The following is a 20,822-nucleotide window of genomic DNA, read 5'->3' as shown; positions in this document are numbered from 1 at the left end:
ATTTGTGGCATAGCATTTGTAACCTGCTATATATGAAGCAACTTTACCTTGTTATTTTCTTTCTTTTTTGTGCTGTTGGTTTTGGACAAAGTCCAAAAAACCAAGGGGATATAGAAGGTTTTAGCATGTATCCAAATCCGGTTACGAATGGTAAGGTCTATATTACCACGGCCAACAATAGTCCAAAGGAAATTTTTATTTACGATGTTTTTGGAACATTGATCCTAAAAACGACCATTCTAGGCAAGGAACTCTCCCTAAACGATATGGATGCCGGCGTATATGTTCTACGCGTATTTGAAAAGGACAAAATGGCCACCAGAAAGCTTATCGTCAAGTAAGTTTTACTCTTATATCTTATTTATTTCTTGTCGATAATCGGTATGAAAAATCCGATGTATTGCAAGTGCTATCTTGTTGACATACAAAATAGTATCGTTTACAACATTTTTATATTGAACATAGCGGATTGAAGTAACTTTAGGGTGTTGATCCCAAATCGATGCCCAATGAAAAAAATCTACTTTATCCTCTTAATGGGATTTTCCTTCATGGTATATGGCCAGGACTCCATTGATTTTCGAAATTTAAAAAATGAGGAAATCTCCGGTTTTAAACTATATCCCAACCCTGCAACGGCAGACATGGTTTATGTGACCACGGAGAACAACGACACCAAGGAAATACGAATCTATGATGTCTTTGGTGAGTTGGTTTTGACCGATCGTATCTCGAACAAGACCTTGGACATCTCCAGACTTTCACCTGGTGTTTATGTTATCCAAGTAACCGAAAACAAAAAAACGATCAATAGGAAATTGGTGGTAAAGTAACCGTTTTAGAACTCGATTTACCCTACTTTTCAAGATACATTCTATAGGGTTCTTTACCTTTACGGGGAATTGAATATTCCATGGGCCCAAAAGGTATTTTTGATATTTCATCCAAAACTGAATTTGAAACCAAATGTTTGGAAATATTTCAGTTTCAGTATCAAAATAATGGGGTTTACCAAAGGTTCTGCGATTATTTAAATGTAAAACCGGAGCGTATTGATACCCTAACCAAAATTCCATTTCTACCCATTCAATTCTTCAAGGAACACAAGGTTGTTAGTACTTTGGATGAAGAAGAAATCATTTTTACCAGTAGTGGAACCACGGGCTCGGTCGCGAGCAAACACTATGTAACGGACCTAAGCCTATACAAACAAAGTTACCTCAAAGGCTTTGAAAGTAGCTACGGGCCTATTAAAAATTATTGTGTTTTAGCGCTTTTACCCTCTTATTTGGAGCGCGATGGTTCTTCCCTGATTTACATGGTGAACGATTTAATCAACAAGAGCAAACATCCCTTTAGCGGATTTTTTCTCAATGACCTACCCAAATTGGAATCCGTTCTTAGGGAACTGGAAGCCCAAAAACAAAAGACCCTTTTAATTGGTGTTTCCTTTGCCCTATTGGATTTCGCCGAAACGTTCAAATTAGAACTGGAACATACCATTGTGATGGAGACTGGCGGTATGAAGGGACGTAGAAAGGAATTGATACGTAAGGAACTGCACGAACAACTAAAGCGGGGATTTGGTGTAAAACAAATTCATTCCGAATACGGTATGACGGAACTCCTTTCACAAGCCTACTCCCTAGGGGATAGTCTATTTAATTGTCCCCCGTGGATGAAAATTTTAGTAAGGGATACAGAAGACCCTTTATCCTTACTACCAATAGGAAAGACTGGAGGCATCAATGTAATCGATCTTGCCAATGTGAACTCCTGTTCGTTTATAGCAACCCAGGATTTGGGGAAATTATATGAAAGCGGAAAATTTGAAGTCCTGGGGCGTTTTGACCATTCGGATATCAGAGGGTGTAATTTGATGGCGCTTTAATCATCTTCCTTTTCATAGAAGAGACCAGGTCCGTCACATGCCATCCATGAACTTTGAAGCCTATCCTCGGCAACATATTGCAAGGTTTCCCTGCCAAATCCATAACAACCGCCAGCCAACTCACCTCCTGTCTCGAAAAGTAGCTCCAAATAATCCGCATCATCATTATCGTACTCGACCATCTCAAAGGTTCCTGTAGCTTCCAAAACGGCTCCATCCCGCTCCCTGCTTTTAATAAATGAACCATCTGGATTGAAAATATAGTATTCCTGCCAATCCATAGCCTCGCCCACAGTTGTTGAATTAACAAAACTCCCAGTCATTTGAACCAATCTCCATTTTTGACTTGAAAATTGCAAATCCTTTCCCTTTAGCACCAGATCATCGCTGGTGCATCCTGTCGTAAAAAGTAGGATAATCGTAATTAAAAACAAAAATCGGTTTTGCACAACTACCAGGGGTTAACTAATTCTACCTTAAGATACTACAAATCAAAATGGGTTCCGTTAAGGGAATGTGAAGTATTTAAAAATTATCCTGTTTAAGACCGTCTAAAAGAGTACACCACCTCATCATCCGCAATCTGAGGGTTGTCCAAGTAGACCAAAGTCAATTGGTTTTCGGCAACTTCGAATTGATAGCTGGTATTATCGGTAAAATCTAGAACATTGTTCTGACCGCCATACCGGTATACCCCCGATTCCTTGAAAAACCGATCGGTACCCTCATTAATGACGGTAAGGGTATTTGTATCGGTTTCGAAAATCAGCCTTGTTTCCGAAAAATCAACATTGGCATCAAACGCGCAGAAACAGCTCACTTCCTGTAATATCCATTCCCCGTTCAAACCGGTGTCCTGTATAACGGGGTCATTGTCCGAATCACAGGAAATCAGATAAACCAACATCATCAGCCCTAAAAATCGTTTCATAAAACCATTTTTTCTGTAGATGTCAAAATGCTGCAAAGGTTGCCTATTCCGTTACCGTAAGTACGAAATAATTCTTTTTGCCGCGCTGAAGCAGCACAAACTTTCCGTTGATAAGATCTTCCCTTCCTATCAAATAGTCCTCCTGCACCTTTTCCTTGTTTACGGAAATGGAATTCTGTTTCAATTCGCGCCTTGCCTCTCCATTCGACCCTAAAAACCCCGTCTGTGCGGATAGGGCCGCGATCATATCCAAACCGCCTTCCAAAGAGGCCATGGGAACCTGGGCCTGTGGAACCCCTTCAAAAATATCCAAAAAGGTTTTTTCGTTCAACGCTTTGAGGTCTTGGGATGTGGACTTACCAAAAAGAATCTCACTGGCCTTCATTGCATTCTCCAGTTCTTCCTTTGAGTGTACCATTTCAGTTATTTCCTCGGCCAATTTCTTTTGTAACAACCTTAGATGGGGGGCCTGCGAATGCTCCGCGACTAGATGCTCAATTTCTTGCTTGGAAAGAAAGGTGAAAATCTTGATGTATTTTTCCGCATCGGCATCAGAGGTATTGAGCCAGTATTGATAAAATTTATACGGGGAGGTCCGCTCTGCATCCAACCAGACGTTTCCGCTTTCGGTCTTTCCAAATTTGGTGCCATCGGCCTTGGTTATTAAAGGACAGGTAAGGGCATAGCCCTTGCCTCCGCCAATTCTACGAATCAGTTCCGTGCCCGTTGTTATATTGCCCCACTGATCGCTACCGCCCATTTGTAAGGTGCAATTATGGGTCCTAAAAAGATGGAGAAAATCGTATCCCTGCACAAGTTGATAGGTAAATTCCGTAAAGGACATTCCTTCTTTGGCTTCGGCGGAAAGTCGCTTTTTAACCGAGTCCTTTGCCATCATGTAGTTTACCGTAATGTGTTTACCAACGTCCCGGATAAAATCCAAAAATGAAAAACCCTTCATCCAGTCGTAATTATTCACCAAGACAGCGGCGTTATCGGCATCGCTTTCAAAATCAAGAAATCTGGAAAGTTGGTTTTTCAAGGCTTCTTGATTATGCCTGAGCGTGGCTTCATCAAGGAGATTTCGCTCAGACGATTTACCGGATGGATCTCCGATCATACCGGTTGCACCACCTACCAAGGCAATGGGTTTATGTCCTGCCAATTGGAAGTGTCTTAACATCATAACCCCCACCAAATGACCAATGTGCAAGGAGTCTGCCGTTGGGTCAATGCCCACATAGGCGGATTGCATTCCCTTCATAAGGTATTCTTCGGTTCCGGGCATTGCATCGTGTAACATGCCTCTCCATTCCAACTCCTTTACAAAGTTTGAAGCCATTTTAATCTGTTTCATTTTAATTCATTGCAAATATAAAAGGAAATACGCCGCTGATCATACCTATCTAGGGAGGAATTTATCCAAGTCTATTTCCTACATTTGAAACGTCATAGAGGGATTTGGCAGGACAATCCAAGATGCCTAAACAAAATTAATTGTTTAAATATCAGCTGATTGACATTGCTATAAACACATGGAATATGGTTTTAGTTACCGGAGGTACAGGCTTGGTGGGATGTCACTTACTTTTAAGATTGGTCCTGTCTAAGGTAAAAGTCCGCGCTATTTATAGGTCCGAAGAAAAACTGGAGGACGTTAAAAAAGTCTTCGCCTATTATCAGAATAATCCAGAAACCATTTTTAATCAAATAGAATGGGTACAGGGAAATATTCTGGATGTACCCTCATTGGAAGCTGCCTTTTTAGGTATTGAACAAGTATACCACGCTGCGGCACTTATTTCGTTTGACCCAAGGGATTTTAAAAAGTTACGCAAAGTGAATGTGGAAGGAACGGCAAACATGGTCAACCTGTGCATCCACCACAAAATAAAAAAACTCTGTCATGTAAGCACCATTGGAACCATTGGCAGAAGTACCGCTGGCAAAGAGGCGACGGAAAGCAATGATTGGAACGAATTGCACACGAACGTCTACGCCCTTACCAAATATTCGGCCGAAATGGAGGTGTGGCGGGGTTCCCAAGAAAACCTGAACGTGGTAATCGTAAATCCTGGGGTGATTGTAGGTCCGGGATTTTGGAATAGCGGCAGTGGCAAGTTGTTTACAACGGTAAACAAGGCCTATTCCTATTACCCACCGGGAGGAACAGGGTTTGTGTCGGTAACCGATGTCGTTTCCGTTATGACACTTCTCATGGCGAGCACTATTAAAAACGAACGGTTTATCCTTGTTGCGGAAAATACTACCTACAAGGAAATAATGACCTCCATAGCCACTGCCCTGGGCAAAAAGCCACCCCGGAAAGAACTTAAAAAATGGCAGTTGGAGGTTGGCAGGTATTTTGATTTTCTCAAAACCCTATTCACCGGAAAACCAAGGACCATTACCAAAAACGAAATCTATTCCCTCTTACATCCTGAAAGTTATTCCAGCGAGAAAGTAAGGACGTTGCTACACTTCGAATTTGAACCTCTGAAAGAATCCATCGAATTTGCTTCCAAAAAATTTATGGACGACTCTCCTTGACAGTAGCGGGTTTAGTTTTCAAACTGTCCAGAACCCCTTCCTTATTTCGCTTGCTTTCAAGAAGTTTCAGACTATCGGTTATTTTCTTTTCCTGTTCCAGGGCGATTCTTTTGGCTTCCAACGAAGCTTCCACTTCGATGTAGATGGTCTCATACTCCGCTGGCAAGGAGGCATAGTATCGGTCACTTATCACAAATTGTGCGCTATCTATCCCAAACTTTTCAAAAACATAGGTGGTAGGCTCCACACCGTTATCCTTTAAAATACCCAAATTCACGCCCTTGGCGGCATTTATCAATGCCATCTCCTGTAAAATCAGGACCATCTTATCCTTTGGGATAAGGTTCTCCGGCTTTTCTATGAGTTTTTCACCACAAGCAGCTAAAAATAACACTACGAGTATGGCAATCCTAAAACTTTTCACACGTTTAAAATTAGGTTAATAGTTTGAATCTTAATCATTTCCTTTTGTATAGGCATTAAACTTACCATAAATAATCCCTCGATGAGGGTTTCATCTGTTTATATTTAATATTATTAAAAGGTCAGATGCAATTATTCACATCGCTGTTTATTGTATTTTCAAAAGGTGTTCATGAATCTTTGATTTAGTTCATTATTTACTACTTGCTTTTCAGCGGTATTCATGAAACTTCGTTTTCGCCAATAACCATCAAGGTGGGTATTAAGACTTGTTATGGCTCATTTCATGGGGTAAATAATTATAATTGCTCCTTTATCTATTGAAAGTGAGCCTTTTGGCATTTCTTTTATCCGACAATTTTCCGTTTTCATACGCCAAATGTCCGTTTACAAACGTATGGGTAACACGGGCCTTGAACGAACTTCCTTCAAATGGTGACCAACCACATTTGTACACGATATTCTCCTTGGAGACCTGCCATGGGTCGTTTAGGGAAACCACGGCCAAATCGGCAAAATATCCTTCCTTGATATAGCCCCTTTTGTCTAAATCGAACAATTTGGCCGGATTGTGGCACATTTTTTCTACGATTTTTTCCAAACTGATAACACCTTCCAAATGTTTCTCCAATATGGCGGGCAACGCATGTTGCACTAAAGGACCACCACTGGGGGCACTCGTATAAGGATTTTCTTTTTCCGACAGTAAATGCGGGGCATGATCTGTTGCGATTACATCGATCCTGTCATCCAACAAAGCTTTCCAAAGTGTATCCCGGTCCTGCGCAGTTTTTACCGCCGGGTTCCATTTGATCAAGGTTCCCTTGTCCAAATAATCGGCATCTGAAAACCAAAGGTGATGGATACAGACCTCCGCCGTAATTTTCTTCTTTTCCAGAGGGATGTCATTTTGGAACAAATCCGTTTCCTTCCCAGTTGAAAGATGGAAAACATGCAATCGTGCTCCCGTCTTTTTAGCCAGGGCAATCGCCTTTGAAGAGGATAGATAGCAGGCTTCCTCACTTCTGATCAAAGGATGGTACTGAATTGGAATATCCTCACCGTATTTTTCCTTGTATGCTTCCAAATTCCGACGGATGGTAGTTTCATCCTCACAATGGACGGAAATGACCATCTCCGTATTACTGAAAATACCTTCGATTACGGCCTCATCATCCACCAACATGTTTCCGGTAGATGACCCCAAAAACAACTTGATTCCGGAACAGGCATTTTTGTCCAAACGTTTCAGTTCTTCCAGATTATCGTTGGTTCCCCCAAACAAAAAGGAATAATTGGCATAGGAAGTTTCCCTTGCCATGGCATGCTTTTCCTCCAATTTGACAATAGTTGTAGTCTGTGGGTTGGTGTTGGGCTGCTCCATATAGGTGGTGATACCCCCGGCCACGGCCGCCCTGCTCTCCGATGCAATAGTGCCTTTGTGCGTAAGGCCCGGTTCCCTAAAATGTACTTGGTCGTCAATGATTCCCGGTAGTATATATTTCCCATTTAAATCGATGACTGTTGCTTCCGCTTCCGATATATCCTTGGAAATTCGGGAAATATAATCCCCCTCCAAAAGAAGGTCTAGTTCCTCAATGATACCTTCATTTACGACCCTCGCGTTTTTTAATAATGTCTTACCCATTCTAAAATCTATTTTTTTGGAAAAGGCTGCGAAGTTTCATCACAAAAACACCCCAGATAGCTTCGCTGATGATGGAGGAACTCATTTTGGACTTACCCTTTACCCTGTCCTTAAAGATAATGGAAACCTCCTCTATTTTATAATTCTTCAGGTAGGCCCTGAACTTCATTTCTATCTGAAATGCATACCCCACAAATCGAACGGAATCCAGATTGATACTTTCCAAAACATACCTTTTATAGCAAACAAACCCGGCAGTTGGATCATGCACCCGCATACCCGTAATCATTTTCACATAGAATGATGCCCCATAGGACAACAACACCCTATATAAGGGCCAGTTGACCACGTTCACTCCTTTTTTATACCGAGAGCCAACGGATACGTCCGCACCTTTTTCACAGGCCTTGAGCAATCGTAAAAGATCGGTTGGGTTGTGGGAAAAATCAGCATCCATTTCAAATATATAATCATATTTTTTGCCGATGGCCCATTTAAATCCATGGATGTAAGCGGTGCCCAACCCCGATTTCTCCTGCCTCACTTCCAAAAACAGGTTGTCCTTGAACTTTTGTTGCAAATCACGTACACGCTGCGCCGTACCATCGGGTGAATTGTCGTCCACAATGAGTACATGGAAGTCTTTTGGCAATTCAAAAACAGCATTGATTATCGCGTCAATATTCTCAATTTCATTGTAAGTAGGAATGATAACAACACTGTTGGACATCGGTATATGCTATATGGGCACAAAAGTAGTGTTTTAATCCAAAAGATTTCTGGGAAGCTGGACTAGGTGATTTCCTTTGAAATGTTATTTCCCCAGATGCGGAAATCAACAATATAGCTTCAGTACCTAGCGGAAGTGTTTTAAATCAAAGAGTTGTGTACGTTACAAGAGTTATATATTTCAACAAAAAGAAGTGATTATAAACACCTGGGAGGTTTTGAAAACCTGTCAGGTCTAATTCCTAAAAATAGGCCCTTCTACATCTTACATCTTTGGACCAATTATTTCTCCTGTACTAAAATCAAAGAATAAAAACGAAAACCATCGGAATTTGTAATTTTACGGGCATAAAAACCGCCCATGTCCGAAAAAATCCCAAGGCAATTCTATTATTTTCTTACGGCATTTTTTGTTCTCAACCTTATACAATCCGCGTTTACGGAATTAATTTTTGATGAGGCCTATTACTGGTACTATAGCCAGAATATGGCCTGGGGGTTTTTTGACCATCCCCCTTTGGTTGCGCTGCTTATAAAAATTAGCAGTCTGTTTTTTAACGGGGAACTTGGGGTGCGCTTTATGAGCTGTGTAATTTCCGCACTGAATCTTGTGATTTTATGGCTGCTGATCGATAGACCGGAAAAGAATCGATTTATCCCCCATTTTTTCATACTGGTGTTTTCCATGACCTTGTTGAATGCCTATGGTTTTTTTACCCTTCCGGATACTCCATTGCTGTTTTTTACCTCCTGTTTTCTACTTACGTATAAGCATTTCCTAAAAGACCCGAAATACTCTACTGCTATCCTATTGGGTATATTTATGGCGGCCTTGATGTACAGTAAATACCACGCCGTCCTGGTCATCGTTTTTGTGTTGCTATCCAACCTAAACCTTGTTAAGAGCAAGTATGCCTGGCTTAGCGTTTTGGTTGCCTTACTCTGTTATGCCCCACATTTTTACTGGCTGTATGAAAATGATTTTGTCAGTATCAAATACCATCTTTATGAACGACCCAACGATGCCTATCAGTTCGAGAAATATACGCTGGGCTTCTTTGTAAACCTGATTGCACTGTTTGGGCTTACTTTCCCGCTTATTTATTATGCCTTATTAAAAACCAAGGGCAAGGACTTGTTCAATAGGGCGCTCTTGTTCTTGACATATGGCGTAATCCTGTTTTTCTTTATTTCCAGCTTCAACAGAAGGGTACAGACCCAATGGATCATTATTATCTGCATTCCCCTGGTGGTCATCGTATATAATTTCATGTTGGAACATAAACAGGTCCTCAAATGGATGGTTCGCTTGGGCATCATCAACGCTTTCCTGATTCTTTATTTACGAGCCGGACTCATTTACCAACCTTTACTTTTTGATTTCCATTACGAAAGTCATGGCAACAAGACCTGGGTCGATGGAATTCGCGAGGAGGTTGGGGAAATTCCCGTGGTTTTTGAGAATTCTTATCGTAACGCACCCATGTACGAATTTTATTCGGGAGGAATACCTACCTTCTCCCTGAACAATGTGATGTACCGGAAAAACCAATATTCCATTGATACCTCGGAAGAACGGGTACGGGGGAAAAAAGTGGCTTATCTTTCCAAATATATCAATGATAACACCTTTTCCTACACCAAGCCTGATGGCTGGGTTTATAAAGGCAAGTATATTTCGGATTTCGACTCCTACAGAAAACTTGAATGCACACTGAAGGAGGAAACTGTTTCCTTGGGTGGTTCCGATTATCATCTACAGGTATTCAATCCCTACAATTTTGACATTGAACTGTCCAAACTTAAATTTTCTGTAGCCTATTTGAGTCCCTATAAAAATACCTTGGGCCTAAAACGGATTGCCCCGAAGCCCGTGGAGGAAAACCTGCCCTTCCTAACCAAAAAGGACACAACCCATTTTTTAGTGGAAATACCTCAGTACGATACCGAAAAAGTAGGTTATATTAGAATCGTGATTTCGGAAAACGGATTGTATCCGGGCTTGAATTCAAAACCAATTCCCGTAAACTAATGGAGCCAATTAACAGGTTTACCGAAAACTTGGACTGGATTACCCTCATTTTGTTTGGCAGTCTCCTGTTGGTCGCTATTGCCAAAAAAATATTCTATGCCAGATTTTTGAATTTTATCATTCTTCCCTTCAACAACAAGTACATCATCATGTACAACAAAAAGGAGAAGCTTTTCAATTGGTTCCATATACTACTCACCGTTTTCCAGATCATCAATACCTCGCTGTTCGCCTTTCTAGCATGGAAAAGTTATGCAAGTCCGGAAATATCCGTGTCCAATGTCACTTTTTTGGCGATCATTGGATTCCTTTTTCTTTTTGTGCTTATAAAGATGTTCCTACAACTGGGGAACGGTTTCATTTTTGGATCCTACGCTACCATTAATGAACTACTGTTCAAAAAAACGTCCTATTTGAATTACAGCAGTATTGTTCTTTTTCTGGCCAATATTTTTTTGACTTTTGTATTTATTAACTCGATTACCGTTGTTTTGGCAGCGTTTGGGCTCTTTCTGCTAATTAATATTATAGGCTGGGTTTCAGTGATTAGGATTCATCAAAAATACATTAGTTCCTACTTTTTCTATTTTATTTTGTACCTTTGCGCACTCGAAATTGCACCCCTAATCATATTGGGAAGCTTTCTAAAATAGTGTAACCTATGAAAGTAAAAACAATTTTGGTCTCTCAGCCCGAGCCAAAAATGGAAAATTCTCCCTATTCCAGGCTCATCGACAAGGAAAAAGTAAAGGTCGATTTTAGACCCTTTATTCATGTGGAAGGAGTAGATGCCAAAGGTGTCCGTCAACAGAAAATCGACCTAAAGGATTTCACCGCCATTATTCTTACAAGCAGGAATGCGGTGGACCATTTCTTTCGAATTGCGGAGGAGATGCGTTTCAAGGTGCCGGATACGATGAAATACTTTTGTCAGTCCGAGGCTGTGGCATACTATCTTCAGAAGTACGTGGTATATAGAAAAAGAAAGATTTATGTGGGTAAACGCTTGTTTTCCGATTTGTCCCCGATGATCAAAAAATACAAGGATGAAAAGTTCCTGTTACCATCCTCTGATGTTCTTAAACCCGAGGTTCCCGAGACCTTAAACGCGCTCGATATAAGCTGGAAACGGGGTATTTTCTACAAAACGGTCATCAGTGATCTATCCGATTTAAGGGATGTATATTATGATATTTTGGTATTCTTTAGTCCATCGGGTATTGAATCCCTGTTACATAACTTTCCGGATTTTAAGCAGAACGATACTAGAATAGCGGTTTTTGGTAATTCTACTGTAGAAGCTGCTACCGGTGCCGGACTTAGAATTGACATAAAGGCGCCCACTCCAGAGACACCGTCCATGACCATGGCACTCCAAAAATATATTACGAACGCAAACAAATAAGAGTTGCTTCTGAATCTATAACAAAAAGGCCTTGCAAAATGCAGGGCCTTTTTTCATGTTTAATGGTGCATTTAAAAAGCGTACCGTTGCGGTCCACCACGTCTAATTTCCTCATTGGCATATTTTTCGAACTTTTTGAAGTTTTCCCTAAAGGCATTGGAAAGCTTAAAGGCCGTGGTGTAATATTTTTCGTCATTGTTCCAAGTCGCCCTTGGACTCAATACACTGGTAGGCACTCCGGGACATTCCCTAGGTTGCGCCACCCCAAAAACGGAATGAATGTGGTAGGTATCATAGGAGTACAAACCTAGATCGCCATTGAGCGCCGCACTGATCATGGCACGGGTGTACTTTAACTTCATACGGGTACCAACACCATAAGGGCCGCCGGTCCACCCCGTATTAACCAACCATACGGCCACGCCAGTCTCCTTCATTTTTTTGCTCAACATCTCCGCATATTTTGTGGGATGCAAGGGCATAAAAGGTGCACCAAAACAGGCCGAAAAGGAAGGTTGTGGCTCAACGACCCCGGCTTCGGTTCCGGCAACTTTGGCCGTATAACCCGAAATAAAATGATAGGCCGCCTGACTAGGAGTTAGCTTGGAAATTGGAGGCAACACCCCAAAGGCATCGGCCGTTAAAAAGAAAATGTTCTTTACGTTTTTCCCAATGGAAGGCTGCTGAATGTTATCTATATGGTAAATAGGATAACTTACCCGGGTATTTTGTGTTATGGAGGTATCCGCATAATCCACATTGCCGTCCTTGTCCAAAATCACATTTTCAAGAATAGCTCCAGGTTTTATGGCATTGTAGATTTCGGGTTCCTGTTCTTGGGATAGGTTGATGACCTTGGCATAACACCCTCCCTCAAAATTGAACACTGTATTTCTGCTGGTCCAGCCGTGCTCATCATCGCCGATCAATTTCCTATTGGGGTCTGTGGACAAGGTTGTCTTCCCGGTCCCTGACAACCCGAAGAATATCGCGGTATCCCCGTCTTCCCCCACATTGGACGAACAATGCATGGGCAAGGTTTCCTTAAATACAGGCAATATAAAATTGAGCGCCGAAAAAATTCCTTTTTTTATCTCGCCGGTATAGCCTGTGCCACCAATTAGGGCGATTTTTTCAGTAAAGTTCAGTATGGCGAAATTGTGTTGCCTTGTTCCATCTTCTTCGGCATTGGCCATGAAGCCAGGTGCGTTTATAACCGTCCATTCCGGACTGAAATTCTCCAATTCCTCGTCGGTTGGCCGTAAAAACATATTATAGGCGAACATGTTGGACCAAGGGTATTCGTTTATGACCCTGATATTGAGTTTATACTCCGGGTCCGCACAGGCATAGCAGTCCCTCACGAAAAGTTCCTTTGTGTTCAAATAAGCAATAACCTTGTCATACAACGCCGTAAACTTTTCCGGTTCAAAGGGAATGTTTACCGAACCCCACCAGATTCTATCCTTGGTAATAGCATCTTTTACGATAAAACGGTCTTGTGGAGACCTACCCGTAAATTCCCCCGTATTGACGGCAAGGGTACCATTTTTGGTCTCCGCTCCCATGCCAAGGTCGATCGTAGCCTTCTGTAGTGCTTGAGGCGATTCCTGATAATGAAAATTATCATGGTCAATTCCATAATTCTTTAAAGATATCATCTTCGATTGGTAGGATGAACTATGCATAACTCGAAATTTTATTTCTCCAAAGCTATTAAATTTAACCTTGAAGCCCTTGGAAATCAAGAGGTATTCATGTATTTATCGGCAAGAAATATGAAATCTACGATGAATGATTGGATTTTCAACAAATAAACATCGGTTTAAACACTGTTTAGTAAACAAATTGCAAATTACTAGGTGCTAAACTATTAAATCGATAAAATAATATGGATTTACTGCCGATTACATAATTAAAAACGAGCGACTTTCCAAAATGTATGAACCTAGATTAAGGATTTAAAATACTCATATACCCTTCTTTGAAGCAGGTCCTTGGCATTTTGCATATTGTATCCCAACGATTTGTTGGGGTCCCCAATTTCAATAACATCTTGAACGCCACTTGAAGTAAGCCTTTCTAGGGGAACGTCCAATTTGCCACAAACGGCCAGCACTGGAATATTGTAACTGTTGGCAAGTTCCATAACCCCTTGAATCAATTTTCCCTGAAGGGTCTGATCGTCGATTTTGCCTTCACCGGTCACGATGTAATCGAATTTTTGGGTATCCAACACTTCTTTTATACCGGATAGTTCCAAAATAAAAGTGATTCCACTGAGAAAATCGGCCTTAAAAAAGGCCTTGAGACCAAATCCGGTTCCCCCGGCAGCTCCTGAACCTGGTACTTCGGAAAAATCGGAACCAAATTGTCTTACATAGACTTCCGATAAATTTCGCAATCCTTTGTCCAACTCCGATATCATGGCAGCATCGGCACCTTTTTGGGCGGCGTATACAAATGCGGCCCCATCTTTTCCGAATAGCGGGTTTTTGACATCGTTGATGGCAAAGAATTGTATCCCTTTGATTTCCATATAATTATAGGATTGGGTAATCCTTTGAACCTCACTTAAATTCTTTCCAATGGGTTCCAGCGGATTGCCATTAGAATCCAAAAATTCAAATCCTAAGGCATTTGCAATGCCAATTCCCCCATCGTTGGTTGCACTGCCCCCCAAACCGACATATATTTTTTTGGCACCTTTTTTTATGGTGTCCGCAATTTGTTGGCCGCTGCCAAAGGTCGAGGTCAAGGAGGCGTTTCGCTCCGAAGGTTCCAGAAGTTCCATACCAGAGCTATTGGCCAGTTCTATGTAGGCCGATTTTGATTTCGCATCCAACAGATAGTACGAGGAAATTTCCCTACCCAAGGGATCCAAAGTTTTCATTGCTACCCTTTTGCAGTCCTTGTACATTGAAATGGCGTCCAAGAAACCATCGCCCCCATCCGATGCCTTTACAAAGTGAAAGGACGCATCGCTTAGGACTTGCTCCACTCCCGTTCTGAACGATCGGTATACCTCTTCGCTCGTCATGGAACCTTTAAATTTATCGGGGATAATCAGGAATCGCATACGTTTAAATACATGTTAACTATTTGATTATTATATATTTATATTCATAGAGGTATTAAACTTGCCATGATAAATCCCTCGATGAGGGTTTCATTTTTTTAGACTTTCCGGAAATCCATTAATAACAATGTCCCACAGTTGGGGCAATAAAAAATAAACGAAAAGGCTCAGCACTATGATGGACATGATGTTCATAAAAAAGCCTTTTCGGACCATATCTGGAATCCGTAGGTAACCGGAACCAAAAACCACCGCATTTGGCGGGGTGGCAACGGGCAACATAAAGGCACAGGAGGCTGCCACGGCGGCACCCACCATTAACACGAACGGATGTACATCTATGGAAAGGGCCATGGGCGCCAAAACAGGCAACAGCATGGCCGTTGTGGCCAAATTGGAGGTAATCTCGGTCAGAAAATTTACCGCAGCGATCAATACCAGCACCAAAATGAAAATTGGTAAGCCGGACAAGGAGGTCATCTGCCCACCGATCCAAACGGCCAAACCACTTTCGTCAAAACCCTTGGCCAGTGCCATTCCACCTCCAAAAAGCAAAATGATTCCCCAAGGCATCGTAACGGCCTCGTCCCAATTTAGCAGCTGTTCCCCCTTTTTTTTGGCCGGAATCAGGAAAAGTAAAATGGCAAAAAAGATGGCGATGATGGTATCGTCCAGACCCGGTAACAGTTTCTGCAGCAGAAAGGAGCGTGTAATCCAACAAAAGGCCGTGGCCCCAAAGACTAGTGCTATCAATTTTTCCTCATACGTGATTTTCCCCAGGCCATTCTTAAGTCTTTTTATTTCTGCCCTTCCTCCGGGAAATTCGACTTGTTTGAAAGAAAAAGCAAAGCGCGTCAAATATTTCCAACAGATGAAAATCAGCACTACGGAAATTGGCAGTCCGAACATGAACCACTGCATGAAGGTAATTTCATAACCGTAAGTATCCAATACCACCCCTGCCAACACCAGATTGGGCGGGGTACCTATCAAGGTTGCCATACCGCCAATGGAAGCACTGTAGGCAATGGCGAGCATCAGGGATTTTCCAAATAACAGATTCTCGTCCTCCACCGTAGCCGGATTATCCTTTAATTGTTTGATGATGGCCAGACCAATGGGAAGCATCATGACCGAAGTTGCCGTATTGGAGATCCACATGGATAAAAAGGCCGTCGCCACCATAAATCCCAAAATAATTTTACGGATATCCGCACCTATCAAATGAATAATGTTCAGGGCGATGCGTTTGTGCAGGTTCCATTTTTCGATAGCAATGGCGATAACGAAACCGCCCATATAGAGAAACACGTATTTATGCCCAAAAGACCCTGAGGTAGCGGTAAGGTCCAAGCCGCCAGAAAGTGGGAAAAGCACGATGGGTAGAAGTGCGGTAATGGCAATGGGAATGGCCTCCGTAATCCACCAAATGGCAATCCAGGCCGTGGATGCCATAACGGCGTTCGCTTCCTTGGACAATCCCTCCGGATGAAAAAAACTAAGGATCAATATAAACGAAACGGGACCTAATATGAGTCCCAACAGCTTTGTATTGTTCATAATCTATATGTCATTTTAGGGTCGATGTATAGATTTGAAATCCCAAAAATCCCCAAGCTGCCAACAAAAGTGTTCCGCCAATGGGCGTAATAAATCCAATGGTCGTAAAATCGAAGGCCGTAATACTGTTTATGGCCAACAAATAGATGGAGAAGGAAAAGAACACAACGCCAATAAGGATCAGCCAATATGTTAGTCGTTGGGACTTAGGGGGTATTCCCGGCAATACACCTAAAATGAACAGAAAAAAGGCATGGTACATTTGGTAGCGGACACCTGTTTCAAAAGTAGTCACGGCATCCGGGGGAACCAATTTCTCCAATCCGTGGGCTCCAAAGGCGCCCAGGGCGACCGCTAAAAACCCAAAAATACATGCAGTAATCAATATTGTTTTCTTCATAACACCAAATCTACTGGAAATACATGATTTACGTTATAGTTTATTTAATTGTTGGACAGTCATTCAAAGTTGATAATATAACTTTATCGATACATATTCTTACATATGTAACAAATTGATACCTTAGTAGCAACATTCAAACTTAAAAGTACGCAATAAGCATGGTGCGAAAAATTTTGATCATAGGGGCAGGCAAATCCACTTCCTTTTTGTTGGATTATTTATTGGAAAAATCGGATTCAGAAAATCTAAAAGTGACCATTGGCGACCTGGATACGGCTTCCATCCCAGAGCATATTAAATCGCACCCCAATTGCTCGGTTCGCACCTTGGATATCTTCAAGGAAGATGAAAGAACATTGGCCATACAGGAGTCGGATTTGGTCATTTCCATGCTACCGGCACGCTTTCACATCAAAATTGCGGAGGACTGTCTAACATACAAAAAGCATCTTGTAACGGCATCCTACATTAGCCCAGAACTTAAAAAACTCAATGAAAAAGTAACCGAAAGCGATTTGGTCTTCATGAACGAAATAGGGCTAGACCCTGGTATTGACCACATGAGCGCCATGCAGGTCATTGACCGTATACGGGACAAAGGCGGAAAAATCCTATTGTTTGAATCTTTCTGCGGTGGACTTGTCGCGCCCGAATTCGATAACAACCTATGGAACTACAAGTTTACGTGGAACCCCAGAAACGTGGTGCTGGCCGGCCAAGGAGGTACGGCGAAGTTCATACAGGAGGGAACGTATAAATACATTCCCTACCATAAATTGTTTAGGCGTACGGAATTTTTTGAAGTGGAGGGATACGGCAAGTTTGAGGGCTATGCCAACAGGGACTCCCTAAATTATAGGGAAGCCTACGGTCTACAGGACGCGCTCACCATTTACAGGGGCACAATGCGACGTGTTGGCTTTTCAAAGGCATGGAACATTTTTGTGCAACTGGGGGCCACAGACGACACCTATACCATCGAGGATTCGGAAAATATGACCTATCGGGAATTTATCAATCTCTTTCTTCCCTACTCACCAACGGATTCCGTGGAACTGAAACTGAGGCATTATTTAAAAATAGATCAGGACGACAGTACTTGGGAAAAGCTTTTGGAACTGAACCTTTTCGATAAAAAGAGGACCATCGGTATTCCCGATGCTACTCCTGCAAAGGCCTTACAGAAAATTTTGGAAGACAAATGGACCTTGGGCGAAACCGAAAAGGATATGATCGTCATGTACCATAAGTTTGGTTACGAATTGAACGGCGAAAAAAAACAAATCGATTCCAAACTGGTCGTGATTGGTGAAGATCGGGTGCATACCGCCATGGCCAAAACGGTGGGCTTGCCCGTAGCCATCGCCGCCTTGAAAATCCTGAACGGAAAAATCACCACGCCCGGAGTTCAAATGCCCATTTCCAAGGAAGTCTATCAACCTATTCTCAAGGAATTGGAGACCTTGGGCATCAATTTCAAGGAATACGATGTTCCGTATTTAGGCTATAATCCCGATTCCGTAGCGAGTTAAACTCACACATTCAAGGTAAATGCGTAGTTTTGATTTCAATATGAAATTGTAATCATGAAGTCCGATAACAAAAACACCAAGATTGACGGTATTGATAAGAAAATATTGCGCTTTTTAATGGAGGATGCCCGGAAACCGGTGTTGGAAATCGCACGAAGCATCGGTATCTCTGGGGCGGCTATTCATCAACGATTGCGAAAGCTGGAAGCATCGGGATTATTGAAAGGCTCCAAGTTTATTATAAACCCAAGGGCCATGGGCTATACTACGATGGCCTATATCGGTATTTATTTGGACAAGGCGATGAGCAATCCCGCTGCGGTGAAACAATTGGAAAAAATCCCCGAAGTTTTGGAATGTCATTATACTACGGGCAACTGGTCCATCCTAATCAAAATTCTTTGCAAGGACAACGAACATTTGATGCATGTCCTCAACAAGGAAATCCAACAAATAGAAGGGGTTTCCAGAACGGAAACCTTCATATCGTTGGCACAGCAAATAGACCGACAGATTACCATATAAAACCCTCATCAAGGTTTTTGACTTGGCAATCAAAATACTTTCACAAAGGCAATGCAGTAATTTCGAAGGGCTGCCAAAATTTGAACAAACAAAAAGCCTTCCCAATCTTGGAAAGGCTTTGAAAATTGTATCGAGAGAAGTTAATCCCTTCCTCCAAAAACCTGAAGTCCCCAGTATACCAAGGTGGCCAAGGAACCGATGGCAGCAACCAAATAGGTCCTAGCGGCCCATTTTAGGGCATCTTCAGAACCTGCATATTCTGACTGAGTCACCATATTCCTATTCTTGAGCCATGCCAAAGCGCGGTTACTGGCATCATATTCTACCGGTAGGGTGATAAAACTGAACAAAGTCGCCATTCCCATCATGATCAATCCGGCCACGGCAACCCAATATCCAAATCCTACTCCTGCAGCGGCACCTAGGGCCAATCCGCCAAAAACGACCCATGTGGACATTCCTGATGTTACACTGACTACTGGCACCAGTTTCGAGCGCATGGTCAACCACTCGTAGGCCTGTGCATGTTGTACAGCGTGGCCTACCTCATGCGCTGCAACCGCCGCTGCTGCGGCATTTCGCTGATTATACACACCTTCACTCAAGTTCACCGTTTTGTTTTTTGGATTGTAATGGTCCGATAACATCCCAGGTGTAGAAACCACCTTAACATCGCGAATACCATGATCCGCCAACATTTTTTCGGCTATCTCGGCACCGCTCATGCCATTTTGTAAATGGACTTTAGAGTAATGTTTGAACTTACTTTTTAATCGGCTACTTACAAGCCAACTTACCAAGGCAATAGCACCGATCAATATATAATATCCCATCATAACGTTTCAATTTTTAGTTTCAATAAATATACATAAGATTCCTTTGTTTACGGGAATCGAATACTGAAAAGCAAAAACCCCGCCAAACCCGTAAATTAGTCGGTACGGGCTGTTGGGGTCTTCAAAAACTGACAATTTGTACGATTAGGCAAAGGCCTCCTTCCAACCAAAGGCCTCTATGATTTCTTCATACACCACCTTACCGGCCACAATGTTCAATCCCTTTGCCAAGGAAGCATCTTTTTTACATGCGGCTACCCAACCCAAGTTTGCGAGTTTGAGCGCATAAGGCAAAGTAACATTGGTCAATGCCATGGTAGAGGTATATGGAACTGCACCGGGCATATTCGCGACGGAATAGTGAACCACATCATCTATGATGTATACTGGGTTTTCATGAGTGGTAGGTCTTGTAGTTTCTACACATCCGCCTTGGTCTACGGCCACGTCCACTATTACGGTTCCGGGTCGCATGTCTTTCAACATGTCCCTAGTGATAAGGTTCGGAGCTTTTGCTCCTTTTAATAGCACCCCACCAATAATTAAGTCGTGGGTTTTTATATGCTTTCTGATATTAAACTCGTTTGAAAATTCGGTGACCACATGCGGAGGCATCACATCGTTCACGTAACGCAAACGCTTCATATTGATATCCAAAATGGTGACGTGTGCGCCCAGACCGGCTGCCATTTTAGCAGCTTGTATCCCAACGACACCCGCGCCTAGCACCAATACCCTACCCGGAGCAACACCGGGAACGCCCCCCAATAGTACACCGCGACCTTTAACAGGTTTTTCCAAATATTTTGCCCCTTGCTGAATGGCCATTCTACCCGCCACTTCAGACATTGGGGTCAACAACGGCAATGTCCCATCTTCGTCCTCCACGGTTTCATAGGCGATGCAGATGGCTTTCTGACGGATCATGGCCTTGGTCAATGCTTCGCTCGATGCAAAATGGAAATAGGTGAACAAAATCTGTCCCTCTTGAATCAGTTCATACTCTTCTTCTATGGGCTCCTTGACCTTGACGATCATTTCACTCATGGCATATACCTGTCCAATGGTATCCAAAATAACGGCTCCTGCCTGTTGATAGTCCTTATTGAAAAAACCGCTTCCTTTCCCTGCACCGGACTGTACATACACGGTATGGTTGTTCTTTACCAATTCAAAAACGCCGGCCGGTGTCATCCCAACCCTGCTTTCGTTGTTCTTAATCTCTTTTGGAATACCCACAATCATACTAGTCTATTTTATAATTATGGGGTAAAGGTG

21 protein-coding genes are annotated in these 20,822 nt (G+C 42.3%); 9 read left to right on the top strand and 12 right to left on the bottom strand.

The window, feature by feature from the left end; all coding sequences use genetic code 11:
* Nucleotides 1–32 precede the first annotated feature (32 nt).
* From F0361_RS08365 to F0361_RS08355, 3 genes are all read left to right on the top strand, one after another.
* Complete coding sequence (locus tag F0361_RS08365; protein ID WP_138256967.1) at nt 33–341, top strand: T9SS type A sorting domain-containing protein; 309 nt, start codon at nt 33–35, stop codon at nt 339–341.
* Nucleotides 342–509: 168 nt separating this feature from the next.
* Nucleotides 510–833, top strand: a complete 324-nt coding sequence (locus tag F0361_RS08360) for a T9SS type A sorting domain-containing protein (protein ID WP_154918003.1) — start codon at nt 510–512, stop codon at nt 831–833.
* Nucleotides 834–913: 80 nt separating this feature from the next.
* Nucleotides 914–1,891: a LuxE/PaaK family acyltransferase gene (locus tag F0361_RS08355; protein WP_154918002.1), complete on the top strand. Its 978-nt coding sequence runs from the start codon at nt 914–916 to the stop codon at nt 1,889–1,891.
* Here F0361_RS08355 and F0361_RS08350 read toward each other — a convergent pair.
* From F0361_RS08350 to tyrS, 3 genes are all read right to left on the bottom strand, one after another.
* Complete coding sequence (locus F0361_RS08350) at nt 1,888–2,325, bottom strand: hypothetical protein (RefSeq protein ID WP_154918001.1); 438 nt, start codon at nt 2,323–2,325, stop codon at nt 1,888–1,890. The two genes, F0361_RS08355 and F0361_RS08350, sit on opposite strands and share 4 nt — an antisense overlap.
* Nucleotides 2,326–2,432: 107 nt before the next feature.
* A complete protein-coding gene (locus tag F0361_RS08345) occupies nt 2,433–2,822 on the bottom strand; it encodes a hypothetical protein (RefSeq protein ID WP_154918000.1) in 390 nt (129 codons plus the stop codon).
* Between the two features lie 43 nt (nt 2,823–2,865).
* The gene (tyrS, locus tag F0361_RS08340) at nt 2,866–4,164 is read right to left on the bottom strand and encodes a tyrosine--tRNA ligase (protein WP_154918536.1); all 1,299 of its coding nucleotides are present in this window, start codon (nt 4,162–4,164) and stop codon (nt 2,866–2,868) included.
* A 200-nt stretch (nt 4,165–4,364) separates the two neighbouring features.
* Here tyrS and F0361_RS08335 point away from each other — a divergent pair, with 200 nt between their 5' ends.
* Nucleotides 4,365–5,372, top strand: a complete 1,008-nt coding sequence (locus F0361_RS08335; RefSeq protein WP_154917999.1) for an NAD-dependent epimerase/dehydratase family protein — start codon at nt 4,365–4,367, stop codon at nt 5,370–5,372.
* Here the strand turns inward: F0361_RS08335 and F0361_RS08330 are convergent.
* The 3 genes from F0361_RS08330 to F0361_RS08320 all read right to left on the bottom strand — a co-directional run bounded on the left by F0361_RS08330 (nt 5,353) and on the right by F0361_RS08320 (nt 8,173).
* On the bottom strand, nt 5,353–5,796 hold the full coding sequence (locus F0361_RS08330) for a DUF4296 domain-containing protein (protein ID WP_154917998.1): 444 nt from the start codon (nt 5,794–5,796) through the stop codon (nt 5,353–5,355). The two genes, F0361_RS08335 and F0361_RS08330, sit on opposite strands and share 20 nt — an antisense overlap.
* Before the next feature lie 312 nt (nt 5,797–6,108).
* The gene (locus F0361_RS08325; protein ID WP_154917997.1) at nt 6,109–7,443 is read right to left on the bottom strand and encodes a dihydroorotase; all 1,335 of its coding nucleotides are present in this window, start codon (nt 7,441–7,443) and stop codon (nt 6,109–6,111) included.
* A 1-nt stretch (nt 7,444) separates the two neighbouring features.
* Nucleotides 7,445–8,173, bottom strand: a complete 729-nt coding sequence (locus tag F0361_RS08320) for a polyprenol monophosphomannose synthase (protein WP_154917996.1) — start codon at nt 8,171–8,173, stop codon at nt 7,445–7,447.
* Nucleotides 8,174–8,533: 360 nt separating this feature from the next.
* Between F0361_RS08320 and F0361_RS08315 the strand changes: the two genes are divergently transcribed.
* Genes F0361_RS08315 through F0361_RS08305 form a run of 3 tightly spaced genes read left to right on the top strand, consistent with a single transcriptional unit; the run spans nt 8,534 to nt 11,609 of the window.
* Nucleotides 8,534–10,204: an ArnT family glycosyltransferase gene (locus F0361_RS08315; RefSeq protein WP_154917995.1), complete on the top strand. Its 1,671-nt coding sequence runs from the start codon at nt 8,534–8,536 to the stop codon at nt 10,202–10,204.
* Nucleotides 10,204–10,857, top strand: coding sequence for a DUF4271 domain-containing protein (locus F0361_RS08310; RefSeq protein WP_154917994.1), 654 nt, complete (start codon nt 10,204–10,206; stop codon nt 10,855–10,857). Before F0361_RS08315 ends, F0361_RS08310 begins: the two co-directional genes overlap by 1 nt.
* Nucleotides 10,858–10,865: 8 nt before the next feature.
* Nucleotides 10,866–11,609: a uroporphyrinogen-III synthase gene (locus F0361_RS08305; RefSeq protein ID WP_138256954.1), complete on the top strand. Its 744-nt coding sequence runs from the start codon at nt 10,866–10,868 to the stop codon at nt 11,607–11,609.
* A gap of 71 nt (nt 11,610–11,680) precedes the next feature.
* Here F0361_RS08305 and pckA read toward each other — a convergent pair whose 3' ends face one another.
* The 4 genes from pckA to F0361_RS08285 all read right to left on the bottom strand — a co-directional run bounded on the left by pckA (nt 11,681) and on the right by F0361_RS08285 (nt 16,648).
* Nucleotides 11,681–13,297, bottom strand: a complete 1,617-nt coding sequence (gene pckA / locus F0361_RS08300) for a phosphoenolpyruvate carboxykinase (ATP) (RefSeq protein WP_154917993.1) — start codon at nt 13,295–13,297, stop codon at nt 11,681–11,683.
* 260 nt (nt 13,298–13,557) lie between these two features.
* Complete coding sequence (locus tag F0361_RS08295) at nt 13,558–14,688, bottom strand: glycerate kinase (RefSeq protein WP_154917992.1); 1,131 nt, start codon at nt 14,686–14,688, stop codon at nt 13,558–13,560.
* A 90-nt stretch (nt 14,689–14,778) separates the two neighbouring features.
* Nucleotides 14,779–16,248, bottom strand: a complete 1,470-nt coding sequence (locus tag F0361_RS08290) for an SLC13 family permease (protein WP_154917991.1) — start codon at nt 16,246–16,248, stop codon at nt 14,779–14,781.
* Between the two features lie 10 nt (nt 16,249–16,258).
* Nucleotides 16,259–16,648, bottom strand: coding sequence for a DUF423 domain-containing protein (locus F0361_RS08285; RefSeq protein ID WP_154917990.1), 390 nt, complete (start codon nt 16,646–16,648; stop codon nt 16,259–16,261).
* Nucleotides 16,649–16,809: 161 nt separating this feature from the next.
* On the opposite strand from F0361_RS08285, the gene F0361_RS08280 reads away from it, so the two are divergent.
* Together F0361_RS08280 and F0361_RS08275 are read left to right on the top strand one after the other, a co-directional pair.
* A complete protein-coding gene (locus F0361_RS08280) occupies nt 16,810–18,183 on the top strand; it encodes a saccharopine dehydrogenase family protein (RefSeq protein ID WP_154917989.1) in 1,374 nt (457 codons plus the stop codon).
* Nucleotides 18,184–18,237: 54 nt separating this feature from the next.
* The gene (locus F0361_RS08275; RefSeq protein WP_154917988.1) at nt 18,238–18,708 is read left to right on the top strand and encodes an Lrp/AsnC ligand binding domain-containing protein; all 471 of its coding nucleotides are present in this window, start codon (nt 18,238–18,240) and stop codon (nt 18,706–18,708) included.
* A 140-nt stretch (nt 18,709–18,848) separates the two neighbouring features.
* Here F0361_RS08275 and F0361_RS08270 read toward each other — a convergent pair whose 3' ends face one another.
* Together F0361_RS08270 and ald are read right to left on the bottom strand one after the other, a co-directional pair.
* Nucleotides 18,849–19,544: a zinc metallopeptidase gene (locus F0361_RS08270; RefSeq protein WP_154917987.1), complete on the bottom strand. Its 696-nt coding sequence runs from the start codon at nt 19,542–19,544 to the stop codon at nt 18,849–18,851.
* Between the two features lie 144 nt (nt 19,545–19,688).
* A complete protein-coding gene (gene ald / locus F0361_RS08265) occupies nt 19,689–20,789 on the bottom strand; it encodes an alanine dehydrogenase (protein ID WP_154917986.1) in 1,101 nt (366 codons plus the stop codon).
* Nucleotides 20,790–20,822: the final 33 nt, after the last annotated feature.

It is taken from the genome of Maribacter flavus (assembly GCF_008386635.1).
GTDB classification, from domain to species: Bacteria; Bacteroidota; Bacteroidia; order Flavobacteriales; family Flavobacteriaceae; genus Maribacter; species Maribacter flavus.
The sequence above is the reverse complement of the archived record's forward strand: the minus strand, read 5'-3'. Positions and strand labels throughout refer to the sequence as shown.